This is a genomic window from Micromonospora sp. MP36 (assembly GCF_008119785.1).
Lineage (GTDB): Bacteria > Actinomycetota > Actinomycetes > Mycobacteriales > Micromonosporaceae > Micromonospora.
Genome location: NZ_VSFA01000046.1, coordinates 15,114 through 29,723 on the forward strand (window position 1 = coordinate 15,114; position 14,610 = coordinate 29,723).

The 14,610-nt window shown below is 68.2% G+C and carries 11 protein-coding genes and 1 riboswitch; of the genes, 5 read left to right on the forward strand and 6 right to left on the reverse strand.

Annotated elements, in window-relative coordinates; genetic code table 11:
* Positions 1 to 209: 209 nt before the first annotated feature.
* Together FXF52_RS25235 and FXF52_RS25240 are read left to right on the forward strand one after the other, a co-directional pair.
* Complete coding sequence (locus FXF52_RS25235; protein WP_148800783.1) at positions 210 to 1,634, forward strand: glycoside hydrolase family 28 protein; 1,425 nt, start codon at positions 210 to 212, stop codon at positions 1,632 to 1,634.
* A 265-nt stretch (positions 1,635 to 1,899) separates the two neighbouring features.
* A complete protein-coding gene (locus FXF52_RS25240) occupies positions 1,900 to 4,275 on the forward strand; it encodes a glycoside hydrolase family 28 protein (RefSeq protein ID WP_187413679.1) in 2,376 nt (791 codons plus the stop codon).
* Between the two features lie 143 nt (positions 4,276 to 4,418).
* Here FXF52_RS25240 and FXF52_RS25245 read toward each other — a convergent pair whose 3' ends face one another.
* The gene (locus FXF52_RS25245) at positions 4,419 to 6,641 is read right to left on the reverse strand and encodes a hypothetical protein (RefSeq protein ID WP_148800787.1); all 2,223 of its coding nucleotides are present in this window, start codon (positions 6,639 to 6,641) and stop codon (positions 4,419 to 4,421) included.
* Between the two features lie 257 nt (positions 6,642 to 6,898).
* On the opposite strand from FXF52_RS25245, the gene FXF52_RS25250 reads away from it, so the two are divergent.
* Together FXF52_RS25250 and FXF52_RS25255 are read left to right on the forward strand one after the other, a co-directional pair.
* Positions 6,899 to 7,342 (forward strand): hypothetical protein, encoded by a 444-nt coding sequence (locus FXF52_RS25250; protein WP_255472325.1) that lies wholly within the window; start codon positions 6,899 to 6,901, stop codon positions 7,340 to 7,342.
* Positions 7,343 to 7,462: 120 nt separating this feature from the next.
* A complete protein-coding gene (locus FXF52_RS25255) occupies positions 7,463 to 7,666 on the forward strand; it encodes a hypothetical protein (RefSeq protein WP_148800792.1) in 204 nt (67 codons plus the stop codon).
* Between the two features lie 354 nt (positions 7,667 to 8,020).
* Here FXF52_RS25255 and glyA read toward each other — a convergent pair whose 3' ends face one another.
* From glyA to FXF52_RS25280, 5 genes are all read right to left on the reverse strand, one after another.
* On the reverse strand, positions 8,021 to 9,292 hold the full coding sequence (gene glyA / locus FXF52_RS25260; RefSeq protein WP_148800794.1) for a serine hydroxymethyltransferase: 1,272 nt from the start codon (positions 9,290 to 9,292) through the stop codon (positions 8,021 to 8,023).
* Position 9,293: 1 nt separating this feature from the next.
* Positions 9,294 to 9,668, reverse strand: a complete 375-nt coding sequence (gcvH, locus tag FXF52_RS25265; protein WP_148800796.1) for a glycine cleavage system protein GcvH — start codon at positions 9,666 to 9,668, stop codon at positions 9,294 to 9,296.
* Positions 9,669 to 9,694: 26 nt separating this feature from the next.
* Positions 9,695 to 10,813, reverse strand: coding sequence for a glycine cleavage system aminomethyltransferase GcvT (gene gcvT / locus FXF52_RS25270; protein WP_148800798.1), 1,119 nt, complete (start codon positions 10,811 to 10,813; stop codon positions 9,695 to 9,697).
* Positions 10,814 to 10,959: 146 nt separating this feature from the next.
* Positions 10,960 to 11,055: riboswitch (glycine riboswitch) on the reverse strand.
* A 29-nt stretch (positions 11,056 to 11,084) separates the two neighbouring features.
* Positions 11,085 to 12,311 carry an amidohydrolase gene (locus FXF52_RS25275; protein ID WP_222870659.1) on the reverse strand — a complete coding sequence of 409 codons (1,227 nt, stop codon included), beginning with the start codon at positions 12,309 to 12,311 and terminating at the stop codon, positions 11,085 to 11,087.
* A 61-nt stretch (positions 12,312 to 12,372) separates the two neighbouring features.
* Complete coding sequence (locus tag FXF52_RS25280; RefSeq protein ID WP_148800800.1) at positions 12,373 to 13,050, reverse strand: FadR/GntR family transcriptional regulator; 678 nt, start codon at positions 13,048 to 13,050, stop codon at positions 12,373 to 12,375.
* Positions 13,051 to 13,453: 403 nt separating this feature from the next.
* Between FXF52_RS25280 and FXF52_RS25285 the strand changes: the two genes are divergently transcribed.
* Positions 13,454 to 14,566, forward strand: coding sequence for a ring-opening amidohydrolase (locus FXF52_RS25285; protein ID WP_148800802.1), 1,113 nt, complete (start codon positions 13,454 to 13,456; stop codon positions 14,564 to 14,566).
* Positions 14,567 to 14,610 lie beyond the last annotated feature (44 nt).

The window sequence follows — 14,610 nt, forward strand, 5'->3', positions numbered from 1 at the left end:
GGCGCGCGCGCCTAGCCGGCGCCCGGCATCGCGGCGCGATGGCCGGGTTGTGCGCTGGGAGGGATTCACGCCCGCGTTGTGAACTGTCCAAGCCCCGCAGTTCGTCGGGGCAGCGCTCCGCTCTTGAAGGGAATTGCCGAGTAAGGGAACGACGACCATCTAGGAAAAGGTTTACCTGGCCACTTGTCAACCGACCGAGGAGACTGCACATGCCGAACCACCCGAGCCGCCGCACGTTCCTCCGCAGCATCGGCGTCATGGGTCTCGCGGCCTACGCGCTGCAGCCCGGCAGCGCCGCGGCGTCCCCGCTCCCGCCCGGCAACCCGTGGGCCCGGGCCGAGTACATCAGCGGCACGGTGCGCCGCCCCCACTTCCCCAACCGCTCGTACGACATCCGCCAGTTCGGCGCCGTCGGCGACGGCGTCACCAACTGCACCGAGGCGATCAAGCAGGCCATCCGGGCCTGTCACGCCGCCGGTGGCGGCCACGTGGTCGTGCCGGCTGGTCGGTGGCTGACCGGTCCGATCCACCTGCTGAGCAACGTCGACCTGCACGTCACCGCCGACGCGGTGGTGCTGTTCAGCCAGCGCCCTGCCGACTATCTGCCCGCCGTGCTGACCCGATTCGAAGGGGTCGAGCTCTACAACTACTCGCCGCTGATCTACGCGTACGAACAGGAGAACATCGCCGTCACCGGCTCCGGCGTCCTCGATGGCCAGGCCGACATGGAGAACTGGTGGCCCTGGTGCGGTGCGGCCAAGTGGGGCTGGAAGCCGGGTGACCCGCGGCAGACCGAGGCCAGGAATGCGCTGTTCGCGCAGGCCGAGCAGGGAGTTCCCGTCGAGGAACGGGTATTCGGCGACGGCGGCTACCTGCGGCCGTCCTTCCTCGAGCCCTACCGCTGCCGCAACGTCCTCATCGAGGGCGTCACCATCGTCGGGTCGCCGATGTGGGAGATACATCCGGTGCTGTCGGAGAACGTGCTCGTGCACGGTGTGACCGTCAACTGCCACGGGCCGAACAACGACGGCTGCGACCCGGAGTCCAGTCGGATGGTCGTCATCCGCGGCTGCACCTTCGACACGGGCGACGACTGCATCGCGATCAAGTCGGGGCGGAACGCCGACGGTCGCCGCGTCAACGTGCCGAGCGAGGACATCCTCATCGAGGGCTGCACGATGCGCGACGGCCACGGCGGCGTGACGATCGGCAGCGAGATGTCCGGCGGTGCCCGCAACGTATTCGTCCGGGACTGCGCGATGTCCAGCCCCAACCTCAACATCGCCCTGCGGTTCAAGACCAACAGTGTCCGCGGCGGCTTCATCGAGGCCTTCCATGCCCGCGACCTGACTATCGGGGAGGTCGGCGGAGCCGTGATCGACATCAACTTCTTCTACGAGGAGGGTCCCGGCCACGGCTTCAACCCGATCGTCGGCGACATCGACGTCCGCGACGTCACCGTGGGGACCGCGACCCGGGCGCTGAACCTCCGCGGCTACGCGGACGACCACATCAGGGGGATAACCCTGACCGACATCGACTTCGGCGTCACCAGCAAGCCCAGCGTCGTCGAATACGTCGACGACCTCGTCCTCAAGAACGTGCGCCAGAACGGCGTGGAGCTGGTGATCTGAGCCTGGCCCGGGCCAGAGCCGAAGAGTGGCCCAGCGGTGTTCGGTTCCACGCTGCTCTGGAAAAGGCCGGAGGTTGCCGCGCTCGCCGGGCCTGTTGGGGCCCGGCGCGGCGAGGTGGTCGCGTCGACTGGGTGACGCGGGACGAACGCGCCAGCCGTCCGTCAGTTGGGCTGGTTCCTCGAAACATGAATGGTAACGACACGCAGCACTGGAGGTCATACCGATGAAGAGGCGAGGTAGGAGAAGGATAGTCACGCTCGTCGCCGTGGCCGCGCTGGTCGTCGCAAGCGCACCACACGTGGCCTGGGCAGATCCCGTCGAATCTCCGGCGAGCACGACCGAACTCCGGTCCACCGGGACCGTCGTTGTCGCCAAACAGAACGAATCCGGCATGATAAAAGCTGTCGGGACCTCGACCATCACGGTCAGGGACGGCGTGACTGTTCAACAGATCAAGGCGCAGATCGTCGCCAAGGACAAGTCGCGACAAAGCTACATCGTGGCGAACAAAGATCTTCAGGAGAAGCGATCGGGTGCCATCGTGGACGGCGATCAGCTCCAGGTTACCGCCGAGAACGGTGAGGACCGTTTCGCTTATCGGTTGGCAATCTACGACCCGGACGCCAAGAAGAGAGACGGCGCGTACTGGAACGAGGACCACTACAACGAGATAGACCAGACGGTCAACGCCAACACGCCGACCTTCAAAGACAACTATTGCGACATCACCGAACCGAAGTATGCCGGCCTGGTGCGACGCGCCACCGAGACGTTCTACGTCGGCAATCAGGCCAACAACCCGGCGAACAAGACGTCACCGTTGGTCGCAAGCTCGCAGGAGGTGTGGTACTACACCGAGGCGATTCACGCCGCGATCAGAGACTGCCACGAGAGCGGTGGTGGCATCGTCGTCATCCCCGCCGTGGGTTCACGCAACGCCAACGGCGCCTACTACTCGGGGGCGATAACCCTCCTGAGCAACGTCAACCTGCGGATCGAGACCGGTGCCGTGGTCAAGTTCATGCGGAACAAGACCAACGAGTACTACCCGGTCGTCCTGAGCAGTTATGAGGGGACCGACTTCTACAACTTCTCTCCGCTGATCTACGCGCTCAACCAGACGAACATCGCGGTCACCGGCGGCGGAACCCTTGACGGCCAGGAGGACATGTGGAACTGGCGACCGTGGAAGAAGGGCTACTGGGGTGAGCCGTCGGTGGAGAACAAGAGCCTCGACGCTCCGTACGGTGAAAACGGCATCCTCAACCAGATGAACTTCGAGGACGTGCCGATCACCAAGCGGATATTCACCGACGACGGGCATATGCCCAGCACGATCCCGGTGCTCGACGGGGACACGGTGAAACACGTTCCACCGCCGGCGGACGCGGTGGCCATGAAGTCCACCTTCCGCCCGCATTTCATCGAAATGAACCATTCTCGCAACGTCCTCATCGAGGACGTGAAGATCAGGAACACACCGTTCTGGATCGTCCACCCGCTCAACTCCGAGAACGTACTCATCAGAGACCTCGACATCTACAGCGACAAGACCAAAGACTTCGAGGCCACCGGCTGGAACAACGACGACGGAACCAACCCGGAGTCCGCCAAGAACGTCGTCATGGAAAGGAACCGGGTTACGGTCAGCGATGACGGTGCCGCGATCAAGGCCGGCCGAAACGTCAATGGCAGGCTGCATCGGCAACCAAGCGAGAACATCATCATCCGGGACTCGCTGTACAACAACGACAACATCGGCACCTACTCCGCCGCGGTCTCGATGGGCAGCGAGATGTCGGGAGGCATCCGGAACGTGTTCATCGAACACAACGAGTTCGGTGGACCTGGGCTGGCGATGATCCTGAAGATCAAGACGAACTCGTACCGGGGTGGATTCGTCGAGAAGATCTATCTCCGGCACAACCTGCTGAAGATGGCGCGGTCGGCGATGGTCCAGCTCGACAGCAACTACTCCGAAACCGTGTCGTTCCCCAACGCCGACGTCTTCAACCCGACAGTGCGCGACATCTACCTGGACGACGTCAACACCGCGCCGACGATGACTCCGGGCCGGACCACGTTCCAGTTCTCCAGCGCAGCCTCGCGTTCACCGGTGGAGAACGTCCACTATCGGAATTCGGTCTTCCACACGAGCAACACGCTGCAGGCCGCCTTCAGCTCGAACAAGAACATAAAGAACCTGGTTGTCGAGAATGTAACCTACATCGACCCGTCGACCGGAGCGGAGACGGTTTACCACACGACACCGCTGAACGTCCTGGACGAGACGGTAGCTCACGCAGGTGAGGAGACCGTGCACCTGACGCCGGTGAGCATCGGGAACCCGACTGCGGTCAACAAGGTCTCCGGGCACAGCTTCACGATCAGCGGCCAGGTTGACCTGGCCGCGTATCCCGATTTTGTCAGCGGTGGCACGGCCCGCATCTTCGTGGACAGGAGCGGCACGGCGATTCCGGTGACCTTGAACGCGGACGGATCCTTCACGAGTGGCACGATCACGCTGAACGACGACCAGTACTGGTACACCGACCGTCACTATGTCGCGCTGAACCTGTTCAACGGAATCAACATCAACACGATCGTCTATCAGGTGGCCGCCGACGCCAGCACCTCCTGAAGCCCCTGACCATTCTCCCCGGGTGGCCACGCCGAACCGCGCGGCCACCCGGGAAGACGGTCTCCCACCCCAATCCGCGCGGTCAGGGGCGTGAACAAGGGGCGGGTGACCGGCGACGCCGGGCCACCCTCCACGACCGTCCGTCACAACGCCGGGGCAAGCCCCTCCCACCGGACCACCCAGCCGTCCGGGAACCCGGGCGCGGTGCCGTCGGCGCAGGCAACCCCGCTCGCCCCGCCCGGCGCGTCAGGGGAGTCACCCCAGCCCGCGCACATCATCGCGACCGCGTAGAGCAGCCCGCCCGCGGCCGGGAAGTACGGCGAAGGCACGGCCTTCTTGCCACTGGCCGGCAGCCCGGTGTCAGTGAACCCGAGCCGCTCGTGCAGCAGGAAGTCCACCGCCCGTACGGGGTCCCCGAGGCGGGCGGCGTTCATCGCCAGCAGCGGGAAGTCCCAGCTGTACAGGTCGGTCACCGGCCACGTCTCGTACACCCTCGCGGTGGTCGCCCGCATGGTTTCGACGTCCACGCCGTCGCCGGGCAGCATGCCGTACGGGGCGACCGGGTCGGGGTGGTTGGTGTTGTACCGGGTCCACATGTCCGGCACACCCTCGTAGAGCACGTACCGGCCGTCCTGCACGGGCAGCGGCGCCAGCCGGGCGAGCACGTCGTCCCAGCGCGCGTCGCGGCCCAAACCGAGGCGATCGCGCCACTGCTGGGCGATCCGCAGCCCGAACCGCCAGTACGACAGCTCGAAGGTCGGGTTCGTGGTGGCCCCGGCGGGGTTGCGCTCGTTGGCGCACATCAGCGGCGGCCCGAGAACGTACCGTCCGGCGCCGTCATCGTGGGCGAACGACGCCATGAACTCGGCGCTCTCGAAGATCACCGTCTGCCACTTGAGCAGCGTCCGGCGGCTCGGGTGGGCCTGGTAGTCGAGTTCGGCCAGGAAGATCGGGTGCGGCTGCTGCCAGAGCAGCAGGGCGGTCGGCACGTTCGGCGACTCGCGTCCGGTCGCGTCACCGACCGCGGTGGTCATCTTCGGCCACCGGGCACCCCGGAAACCCTGCTCGGCGGCGAGCTGCCGGGCGCGCGGCAGGAACCGGGAGTAGATGTCGGTGCTGCGGTCCAGCAGCGGCCACCGGTCCCAGAGCGCGTAGTGCGCGGCGTGCCACCAGTACATCTCCATGTGGAACTTGCCGTACCAGCCGTTGTTCACCAGGCCCGACTCCTGCGGCGGCTCATCGCCCGCCTCGTTGACGGCCAGGTGGTACTGGCTGAGCACGATCCGCCGCTCCAGTTCCCGCCACCGAGGATCGCTGCTGCCGGACAGGTCGACCGCCCCTCCGGTGTGCCAGAAGCGGGGCCACCAGGACGCGCTCTGCGCCGACACCTCGGCGGCCGGTGGGGCCGCCCGGTCGACCTTCGGTGCGAAGTGGCAGGTGACGTCGAGCTGCTCGGAGCGCCCGCTGGTGATCCGGTAGCGGTGCCGCGCCGGGTCCTCCCGGGTCACCGTCGCGCCAGCGGTGAAGGCGAGTGCGACCTGGTACTCCGTCTCGTCGAGGACGTGCGTGATCACCGCGCCGGCGTCGCCGCGTAAGGACAGGGTGGTGGTGTGTGCCTGCGGCCGGTCCCAGAAGCCGACGTACGGGGCGGAGAACTTGTCCTGCCCGTCGGCGGTCGCGTAGGGGAAGTCGAGGAACACCGTGAGCCGGCCGAGCGCCACCAGGGGCGAGGTGATCCGGACGCCCACCGCGTCGATGCCGGGGTGGCAGGAGGTCTCCACGGTGACCGGATGCCCGTCCAGCCGGAAGCTGCTGTGCAGCAGCCCGGTCCAGGTGTCCAGCCGCTGCACCGTGTCGGTGAGGTCGGCCTCGGTGGCCTCGGTGCCGTCGGCCCTCAGCAGGCGCAGGCCGATCCGGCCGAGGTTGATCCGGTGCGGGTTGCCACGCAGCCAGTTGTGCAGCTCCGGCTCGTTCTTGTCGCCGGTCCAGTAGTAGACCGGTCGGCCGTAGGTGTCCCAGACCGTGCCCTTGTAGTCGGCGATGGTCTTCCCCGGCGGCAGGGCGTCGCTGTGCCAGCCCCAGTCGGACAGGGTGGAGAACGGGACGAACGTCTGCAGGCCGGTGACGTCGGCGCCGAAGGCGAACCGGCCGTTGCCCACCTGGACGGGCAGTTCCCGGTCACTGGCGTACCGGACGACCGGGTGGCGGGAGACCACCGCCCGCCGGTCGATGCGGGGCCCGGGCTGCGGGGGCGCCTGCGCCGCCGCGGCCTCCGCGGCGAGGACCTGGGCCATCAACGGAGCGGCGGCGAGCGTGCCGGCTCCCCGCAGGACAGTGCGTCGGCTGATTCTGCGTTCTTCCGTCATCTGCGCCTCTCCTCGGACGGGTCGGTGCCTCGCGGTTCGGGGCGAACATGAATCGATTCAAAGACGTGGATCACGCTACAAAGGCACCGGCGGCGGCTACAACCCTCGCCGGCGAACTCGGCCGGATCTGGCCACCGCCCCGACCACGCCCATCGCGAATGCCCCTGTAAGCCATTAACCCTCATGGATTGCTTCGCCTGGGAGTCACGCCGCACACTGTCCGTATGGCTACCACTACAGCCGGGCGGGTCCGCACCGTGACGGGCACAGCGGTAACCGCCGCCCTGATCCTGGTAATCGCATTCGGTAACCCGGCCTACACCGACTGGGCGAAGAACCACACCTCGAACGACGCGTGGGGATTCTTTCTCAAGCAGTTGGCGTGGCCGACCTGGTCGTTCAGCTCGGATGATTCGGTGCGGACCATCCTCGCCAACGACATCAAGGCAATCCTGCTCATCGTGCTGACCGGCGTCTTCGTGTCCGTGATGGTTGCGGCAGGGTCACCGCGCAGCGCGAGGTTGTTCTTCTCGAGCTGGGGGGCCTACGTTTTCGCCGCGGCGTCAGCCGGCCTACTCGCCGCGTTCGTCCAGGTGGACGCCAGTCTGCGCGGCGCCTTCGGCTGGGCCGCCGGTGGTGGGGTGTACGGACTGTTTGTCGGTTGGGTCCTTGCCAGCGTGGTCATCGCCTCGCGGAAGTAAACCCCCGTATTGCCTGAATCGGCGGCCGCGCCATCAGCTGGCGGTGTCGGCGGTGTCGCTGGCCGAGCCGCTGGGGGAGTGGTCCCTGGCGTTCGCGCTGGCGGCTCTGGCCCGGTCAGGATGGCACCCGATCCGACCGATGCGGCCGGCCTGCTGACCTGCGCCGAGGCGGCCGCGGTGGACAGCGGCGACCGGCAGGCGTTGGAGGAAGTGCGCAGGGCGCAGGCCGAGCTGGCCGTCCGCAGCGGCCGCCCCGAGGAGGCACTACGGCTCCTGGCACGCCGGTGCCCGGCGCCGGGACGTCGGCCGCCGCCGTCACGCTGACGGCATAAGCCCATCTGACCGCCGGCCACGCCCAGCTGGCTGGCACCGAGGCGGAGCGCGCCGCCCGGCCCAGCGAGCGCCTGGCCGAGGTGGACGCCCTGACCGTCCACGGCGCCGCCCTCGCCCGTCTCGGCCGCCCGGAACGCGCCGCCGAGACCTTCGGCCGGGCATCGGATCTTGCGGCATCCCTTCCCTACCCGATGGGCGCCGCTCGCATCGCCCTGGCCGGCGGTTAGCAGGAGCAGGTCCGGGTGCGGGTCGAAGCCGACGACGTGGTGAGGAGGCCGTCGTCGCGCTCAGCGCAATGACGGCCTCCGCCCATCGACAGCCTGCCGTTACGCGACTCCAGTCATGTCACAGCCCCTCACATAGCGGGAACTTCGCGGCGAGGTTGGCCACCCGGCCACGCAGCTCGGTGACGACGGCCTCGGTCGGCCCGCTGATGAGCGCGGTCGCGATGATGTCGGCGACCTCCCGGAACTCCGCGGTGCCGAAGCCGCGGGTGGCCAGCGCCGGCGTGCCGATGCGCAGGCCGGAGGAGACCATGGGCGGCCGCGGATCGAACGGTACGGCGTTACGGTTCACGGTGATGCCGATCGAGTGCAACCGGTCCTCGGCCTGCTGTCCGTCCAGCTCAGAGTGACGCAGGTCGACCAGGACGAGATGCACCTGGGTGCCGCCGGTCAGGACGCTGATCCCCGCCGCCTGGACGTCGTCGGCCAGCAGCCGACCGGCCAGCGTACGAGCGCCGTCCAGCGTCCGCCGCTGCCGCTCGCGGAACTCCTCCGAGGCGGCCAGCTTGAACGCCACAGCCTTGGCCGCGATGACGTGCTCCAGCGGCCCACCCTGCTGGCCGGGGAACACCGCCGAGTTGATCTTCTTCGCCAGGTCGGCACGGTTGGTCAGAATGATGCCACCGCGGGGACCCCCGAGAGTCTTGTGCGTGGTCGTGGTGACGACGTCGGCGTACGGCACCGGGTCCGGGTGCAGGCCCGCGGCGACCAACCCGGCGAAGTGCGCCATGTCCACCATCAGCCGGGCGCCGACCAGGTCCGCGATCCGCCGGAACTCCGCGAAGTCCAGATGCAGCGGGTACGCCGACCAGCCGGCCACGATCAACTTCGGCCGGTACTCCAGCGCGAGCCGCTCCACCTCGGCCATGTCGACCCGGAAGTCGGACTCACGCACGTGGTACGCGATGGCCTCGTACAGCTTGCCGCTGTAGTTGAGCCGCATGCCGTGGGTGAGGTGACCGCCGTGCGCCAGGTCCAGGCCCAGGATCGTGTCGCCCGGCTCGAGCAGCGCGGACATCGTCGCGGCGTTCGCCTGGGCACCGGAGTGCGGCTGCACGTTTGCGTACCCGGCACCGAACAGCGCCTTCGCGCGGTCGATCGCGAGCTGCTCGACGACGTCGACGTGCTCGCAGCCGCCGTAGTAGCGCCGTCCGGGGTACCCCTCGGCGTACTTGTTGGTCAGCACCGACCCCTGGGCCTGCAGGACCGCGACGGGTGCGAAGTTCTCACTCGCGATCAGTTCCAGGGTGTTCTGTTGGCGGGCGAGTTCGGCCCGGATGGCGTGGTGGACCTCGGGGTCGAGGTCGGCCAGCGACCGGTCGCGGATGCTCATCTCACTCGCCTCCGGTCAGCGACTCGTAGGCGGCCGCGTCGAGCAGGGCGGGGGAGTTCGTGACGCGCATCCGGAACAGCCAGCCCGCCCCGAACGGGTCCAGGTTGAGCAGGCCGGGGTCGTCGACGACCGCCTGGTTGACCTCCACCACGTCGCCGTCGGCGGGGGCGTAGAGTTCGCTGACCGACTTCGTCGACTCGATTTCGCCGCAGGCCTCGCCTGCGGCGACACTGCTGCCGACGGCGGGCAGATCGACGTAGACGACGTCGCCGAGAGCCTCGGCGGCGAAGGCGGTGATGCCGACGGTGGCCCGGTCTCCTTCGATGTCGAGCCACTCGTGCTCGGCGGTGAACTTCAGCTGGGCGGGAACGCTCATCTCGTGCTCCTGGCAGGTTGGCGCGGTCACCGGTTGCGGCGGTAGAAGGGGAGAGCGACGACCTCGACGTCTTCAGCGGCGCCGCGGATGTCGACGGCGAGCCTGGTGCCCGGCTCGTCGCGGCCGACGGGGACGTAGGCCATGGCGATCGGGCGGCCGAGCGTAGGCGATGGGGCGCCGCTGGTCACCCGGCCGATTTGCGCACCGGTCGAGGGGTCGAGCACGGGGTATCCGGCCCGCGGGGAGCGGCGGCCGGCGGACACCAACCCGACGAGCGTCCGCCGTGCTCCTGCGACACGGCGCGCGGCGAGGGCGGCCTCCCCGACGAAACCGCCGTCCTTGTCGAAGGCGACGACGCGGTCGAGCCCCGCCTCGAACGGCGTCACGTCCCGGCCCAGCTCCTGGCCGTAGAGCGGCATGCCCGCCTCCAGTCGCAAGGTGTCGCGGCACGCCAGGCCGGCCGGGACAAGGCCGTGCTGCTCGCCGGCCTCGGTGAGGGCGGCCCAGACCGCCGCGGCGTCCTCGGGGCGGCAGTAGACCTCGAAGCCGTCCTCACCGGTGTATCCGGTCCGGGCCAGCAGGACCGTCGCGCCGGCGAGGACGGCCTCGTCGATGGCGTAGTACCTCAGGGCCGACACGTCGAGGTCGGTCAGCTGGCTGACGATCTCCGCCGAGGCGGGTCCCTGGACCGCGATCAGTGCCCAGTCGTCGGACGCGTCGCGCACGGCGGCGTCGAATCCCGACGCGCGTTCGTTCAGCGCGTCGCGTACGACGAGCACGTTGGCGGCGTTGGCGACGACGAGGAACCGCTCCTCGGCCAGCCGGTAGACCACGAGGTCGTCCAGGATCCCACCGTCCTCGGCGCAGATCATCGAGTACCGGGCCCGGCCGACGCCGATCTTCGACGGACGCCCGACCAGTGCGAAGTCGAGCGCCGCGCCGGCTTCCCGGCCAGTGAGTTCCAACTCGCCCATGTGGCACAGGTCGAACAGTCCGGCGGTCGAGCGCACCGCCTTGTGCTCGGCGATCTCGGAGGAGTAGCGGATCGGCATCGACCAGCCGGCGAAGCCGGTGAAGCTGGCACCGAGCGCCGCGTGCACGTCGTGCAGGGGCGTGCAGCGCCACGAGTGGCCGGAGGGGTTCATTCGGGAGGCTCCCTTGGCTCGGGTGCCGCGAACGGCACCGGTGGGCGACCTCCCCGCTCTGTCATCGGTACCTGAGAGATTCACCGTCGATCAGACGGTTTGCACCGTGGGTGCAGGACATCCGCGTCCTGGCTTTCCAGAGTTGCCTCACCGGAGCGGTACAGGGCCTGAGAGATTCTGGGGAGAGTTGCTCCTTCGGCGCTCGGTCCGGGTTGTGGCCGAGTCTCTCCCGCTCCGGTTCAAGCGGCGCGATGTTCAGTTGTGGGTGCCATCAGACCAGAACGCCGTCCTCGGCGACAACCCGGCCCCGGTGCACGACGATGCGGCCGGACGGCCGGTCCATCACCGCGCTGGTCACCGTCTCGCCGGGGATCAGGACGAGGTCGGCGGAGTCGCCCGGCGCGAGCCCACGGGGTTCGTCCGAGCTTGCCGTCCACGCGGCCCCGCCACAGCCCTCGACGATGGCGCGGCCACCGACGGTGGCGACCGCGACGCAGCGTTCGATGAGGTCGTCCCGACGTAGCTGGCTGACGAACGCGAGCTGCCAGGTACGACCGAGCATGTCACCGTCGCCGAACGGGGACCAGTAGTCCCGCATGCCGTCCTGACCGAGGCCGACCCTTACCCCGTGACGCGCCAGCAGGTCGAGCGGAAGCGTGCGCTGACCGCCGGGTGCGATCGTGGTCAGGGCGATGTCGAGCTCGGCCAGCTGACCGGCGATCGCCTCGACGCGGTCCGGGGCTACGGTGGCGAGCGTGAACGCGTGCGAGACGGTGACCCTGCCGTGCATGGCGAGGGCGCGTACCCGTTCGAAGATGAGGTCGAGCGTGAATGCGCCGAGTTCGCCGAGCTCGTGCAGGTGGAGGTCAACGCCGACCTGATGGCGTTCGGCCAACCCGAAGACGGTGTCGAGGTGCTCGACGGGATCCCGGTCCAGGCTGCACGGGTCGATCCCGCCCACCAGGTCCGCGCCACTGGACAGCGCGGCGGCGAGCAGGTCGGCGGTACCCCGGTCACGGATGATGCCGGCCTGCGGGAAGGCCACGACCTGGACCGCGGCCCTGGCTCGGTGGGCCGCACGGGCGGCGAGCACCCCCTCGAGGCGGTCGAGGCCGGACAGCGTGTCGACCTGGGCGTGGCTGCGTACCGTCGTGGCGCCCGACGCGATGGTCCGGCCGAGCGTGTAGATCGCCCGCTCGCTGACGCTGGCCTCCGCGGAACGCCAGTTGGCCCGGTCGTTCTCGATCAGCCCCGCCAATCCCGGGCCCGCAGTGTGTGGGCGGAACGGCAGACCCAGGCGGGTGGAGTCCAGGTGGGCGTGCGTGTCGGTGAACGAGGGCAGGGCGATGTGGCCACGTCCGTCGACGACACTGCCGTCCGCGTCCGGCGTCGCGTTGCCGGCCGGCACCATTTTGGCGATCCGGCCGTCCTCGACGACGATGTCGCATGGTTCGCCCGCCCAGGGGCGTACGTTCTTGATCAACATGGCGGTCGTCAACGATCCTCCTCGCGGCTGTGGCGGCAACGGGGCTGGACCGCCTCCGCCTTGGACGGCCCGGTCACTTGAGTGCGCACTGCTGCTCCTGGCTGGCGATTATCGACAGCGCGATGTCGACGGCCCGCGCCTCGTCTCCGGACTTGATCGCGTCGAAGAGCGCTTCGTGGTCGTCACCGCCCTCGCCGACGGCGTGCTGCAGGGACTCGATCGTGTTCAGAGACTCGCGGATGGACATCGAGAGTCCCTCGTAGAGCCCGAGGAGCAGGGCGTTGTGGGCGGCCTGCGCCACGGCCAGGTGGAACGCCACGTCGGCGTCGACGAACCTGGCCTGATCTCCCGTCGACGCGGCCTCTCGGCGGCGCCGCAGCGTCGCCTCCATCGCGGTGAGGTCGTCGTCGGTGCGTCGTGCCGCGGCCAGGTGAACCGCGGTCGCGTCCAGCCCGCGCCGCACCTCGAGCACGTCGCGGGTCTTGCTGTCCTTGAGCTTGCGGCTGAACGCCACGGCCGACTCGTCCACGGCGACGACGTAGGTGCCGTCGCCCTGGCGTACCGACAGCAGACCGGCGTGGACGAGCGCGCGGATGGCCTCGCGCAGCGGGGCACGGCTGATCCCCAGGATCTCGGTCAGCTCCGCCTCGGAGGGCAGTCGATCACCAGGGACCCAGTGCCCTTCACGAATCTGTGCGCGGATCTCCTCGATCGCCGCCTCCACCGCGGAGACGCGGCTGACCCTGGGCACCTGTCTTTCCTTCCGCCTGGTGTTGACCGGCGTGTCTGCGGACCCGCTCCGTGGAAAATTCACCGCTACCCCTACCCGAAACATCAGACGTCTGATAACCATATCCCATGACGACCCACCCGCGCATCGCCCCTCGTCGAACCGGCGCTGCTGCGATCCTCGTCCGGGGCTCGGACGCGAGCGCCCGGCCGAGTCTCGCGGCGATGTGCGGACCGACGCAGGGTATCGATGGTGGCGACTGGTCGGCGTCCCTCACGCCGCGCTGAGCCAACTCGACCTGAACCTGCTTCTTAACCCGCCTTTGCACCTAAGACATCAGATCTTCATAGGAATTTGCTCGGACCCGACTCAGTGACGAGCCCAGGATCCGAGCTGATCAGGCCACCAGTCCGATGGAGGAGAAGTGCACCAGAACCCGCAACCGACGGCCGTCGAGGCCTTCCCGGTGCCGTTGGAGCACGAGTCGGACACCGCTGCGCTCGCACAGCTCGTCAAAGAGGGCCGGCTGCGTCCTGACGAGATCTGCGCGATCACCGGTAAGACGGAAGGGAACACACCCGGTGAGAACAGTCGAGCCGCAGCGATCGCCGCAGTCCGCCGGTTCCTCGAGGAGAACAGCAATCTGGGTGCCGACCGAATCGCCCGCATTCCCATGGTCTTCTCCAGCGGAGGAGTCGGCGTCCTCGCACCGCACATGGTGGTCTATGCCAGACGCGCCTGGGACGGACCCGTCGGACCTGAGCCGAGACTAGCCATCGGCACTGCACAGTCGGCACCCATCCGGCCCGAATGGGTCGGTCACCCCGCGATGGTCGAACACGTCGCCGACGCTGTCCGAGCCGCTGCTCGTGACGCCGGTATCGACCCGTCGGACGCCGAGTACGTGCTGACGAAGAGCCGTGGGCTTCAGCCGGAGGACATTGAAGAGGCGCAGCAACGTGGGCACCAAATCTCGCCCTTCGAGCCGCGCCTGGCTACTCCGAAAACCAGCGGCGCCGCGGCTTTGGGAGTCGCCGTTGCGGTCGACAACCTCGCGTTGCCTGCCGACGGCGACATCGGCACCAACCTGGACCTCTGGACCGATCGGGTCTCCTCGTCGTCTGGACGTGAACACCGAGAAACCCAAGTCGTCCTCCTGGGGAACACAACGGCGGCCGGCGGCCGATTGCGCGTGGGTCGATCGACGATGACCGACATGCTGGACATCGACTCGCTCCGTCGAGCCTTGCGCGCGGCGGGCCTGCCGGCTGACGGCACACCGATGGCACCCGACCAGCGGCAACGGATCGTGGCCGTCTACGTGAAGATCGGTACGCCCATCGACGCGCGGCTGCGCGGACGACGGCAGGTTCACAACGCCGAAAATCCGCAGTACATGAACGAACTCAAGGCAGCCGTGGGCGGAATGTTCGCCGCGGCTCTGCAGGACACGGTCCTGTACATCTCATCCGGCGCTGTCCATCAGGGACCTCCCGGTGGGGGAACCGTGGGCGTCGTCGTCGACCACGGGAACTGACCGGACCATCCACCCCGTCGACGCCAACGACCCAGGCGGCACCT

What these genes read in the sequence shown, in the direction of transcription:
- FXF52_RS25245 (WP_148800787.1), bottom strand. Translation starts at nt 6,641, where the DNA reads ATGACGGAAGAACGCAGAATCAGCCGACGCACTGTCCTGCGGGGAGCC.
- FXF52_RS25255 (WP_148800792.1), top strand. Translation starts at nt 7,463, where the DNA reads ATGGCACCCGATCCGACCGATGCGGCCGGCCTGCTGACCTGCGCCGAG.
- glyA (WP_148800794.1), bottom strand. Translation starts at nt 9,292, where the DNA reads ATGAGCATCCGCGACCGGTCGCTGGCCGACCTCGACCCCGAGGTCCAC.
- gcvT (WP_148800798.1), bottom strand. Translation starts at nt 10,813, where the DNA reads ATGAACCCCTCCGGCCACTCGTGGCGCTGCACGCCCCTGCACGACGTG.
- gcvH (WP_148800796.1), bottom strand. Translation starts at nt 9,668, where the DNA reads ATGAGCGTTCCCGCCCAGCTGAAGTTCACCGCCGAGCACGAGTGGCTC.
- FXF52_RS25235 (WP_148800783.1), top strand. Translation starts at nt 210, where the DNA reads ATGCCGAACCACCCGAGCCGCCGCACGTTCCTCCGCAGCATCGGCGTC.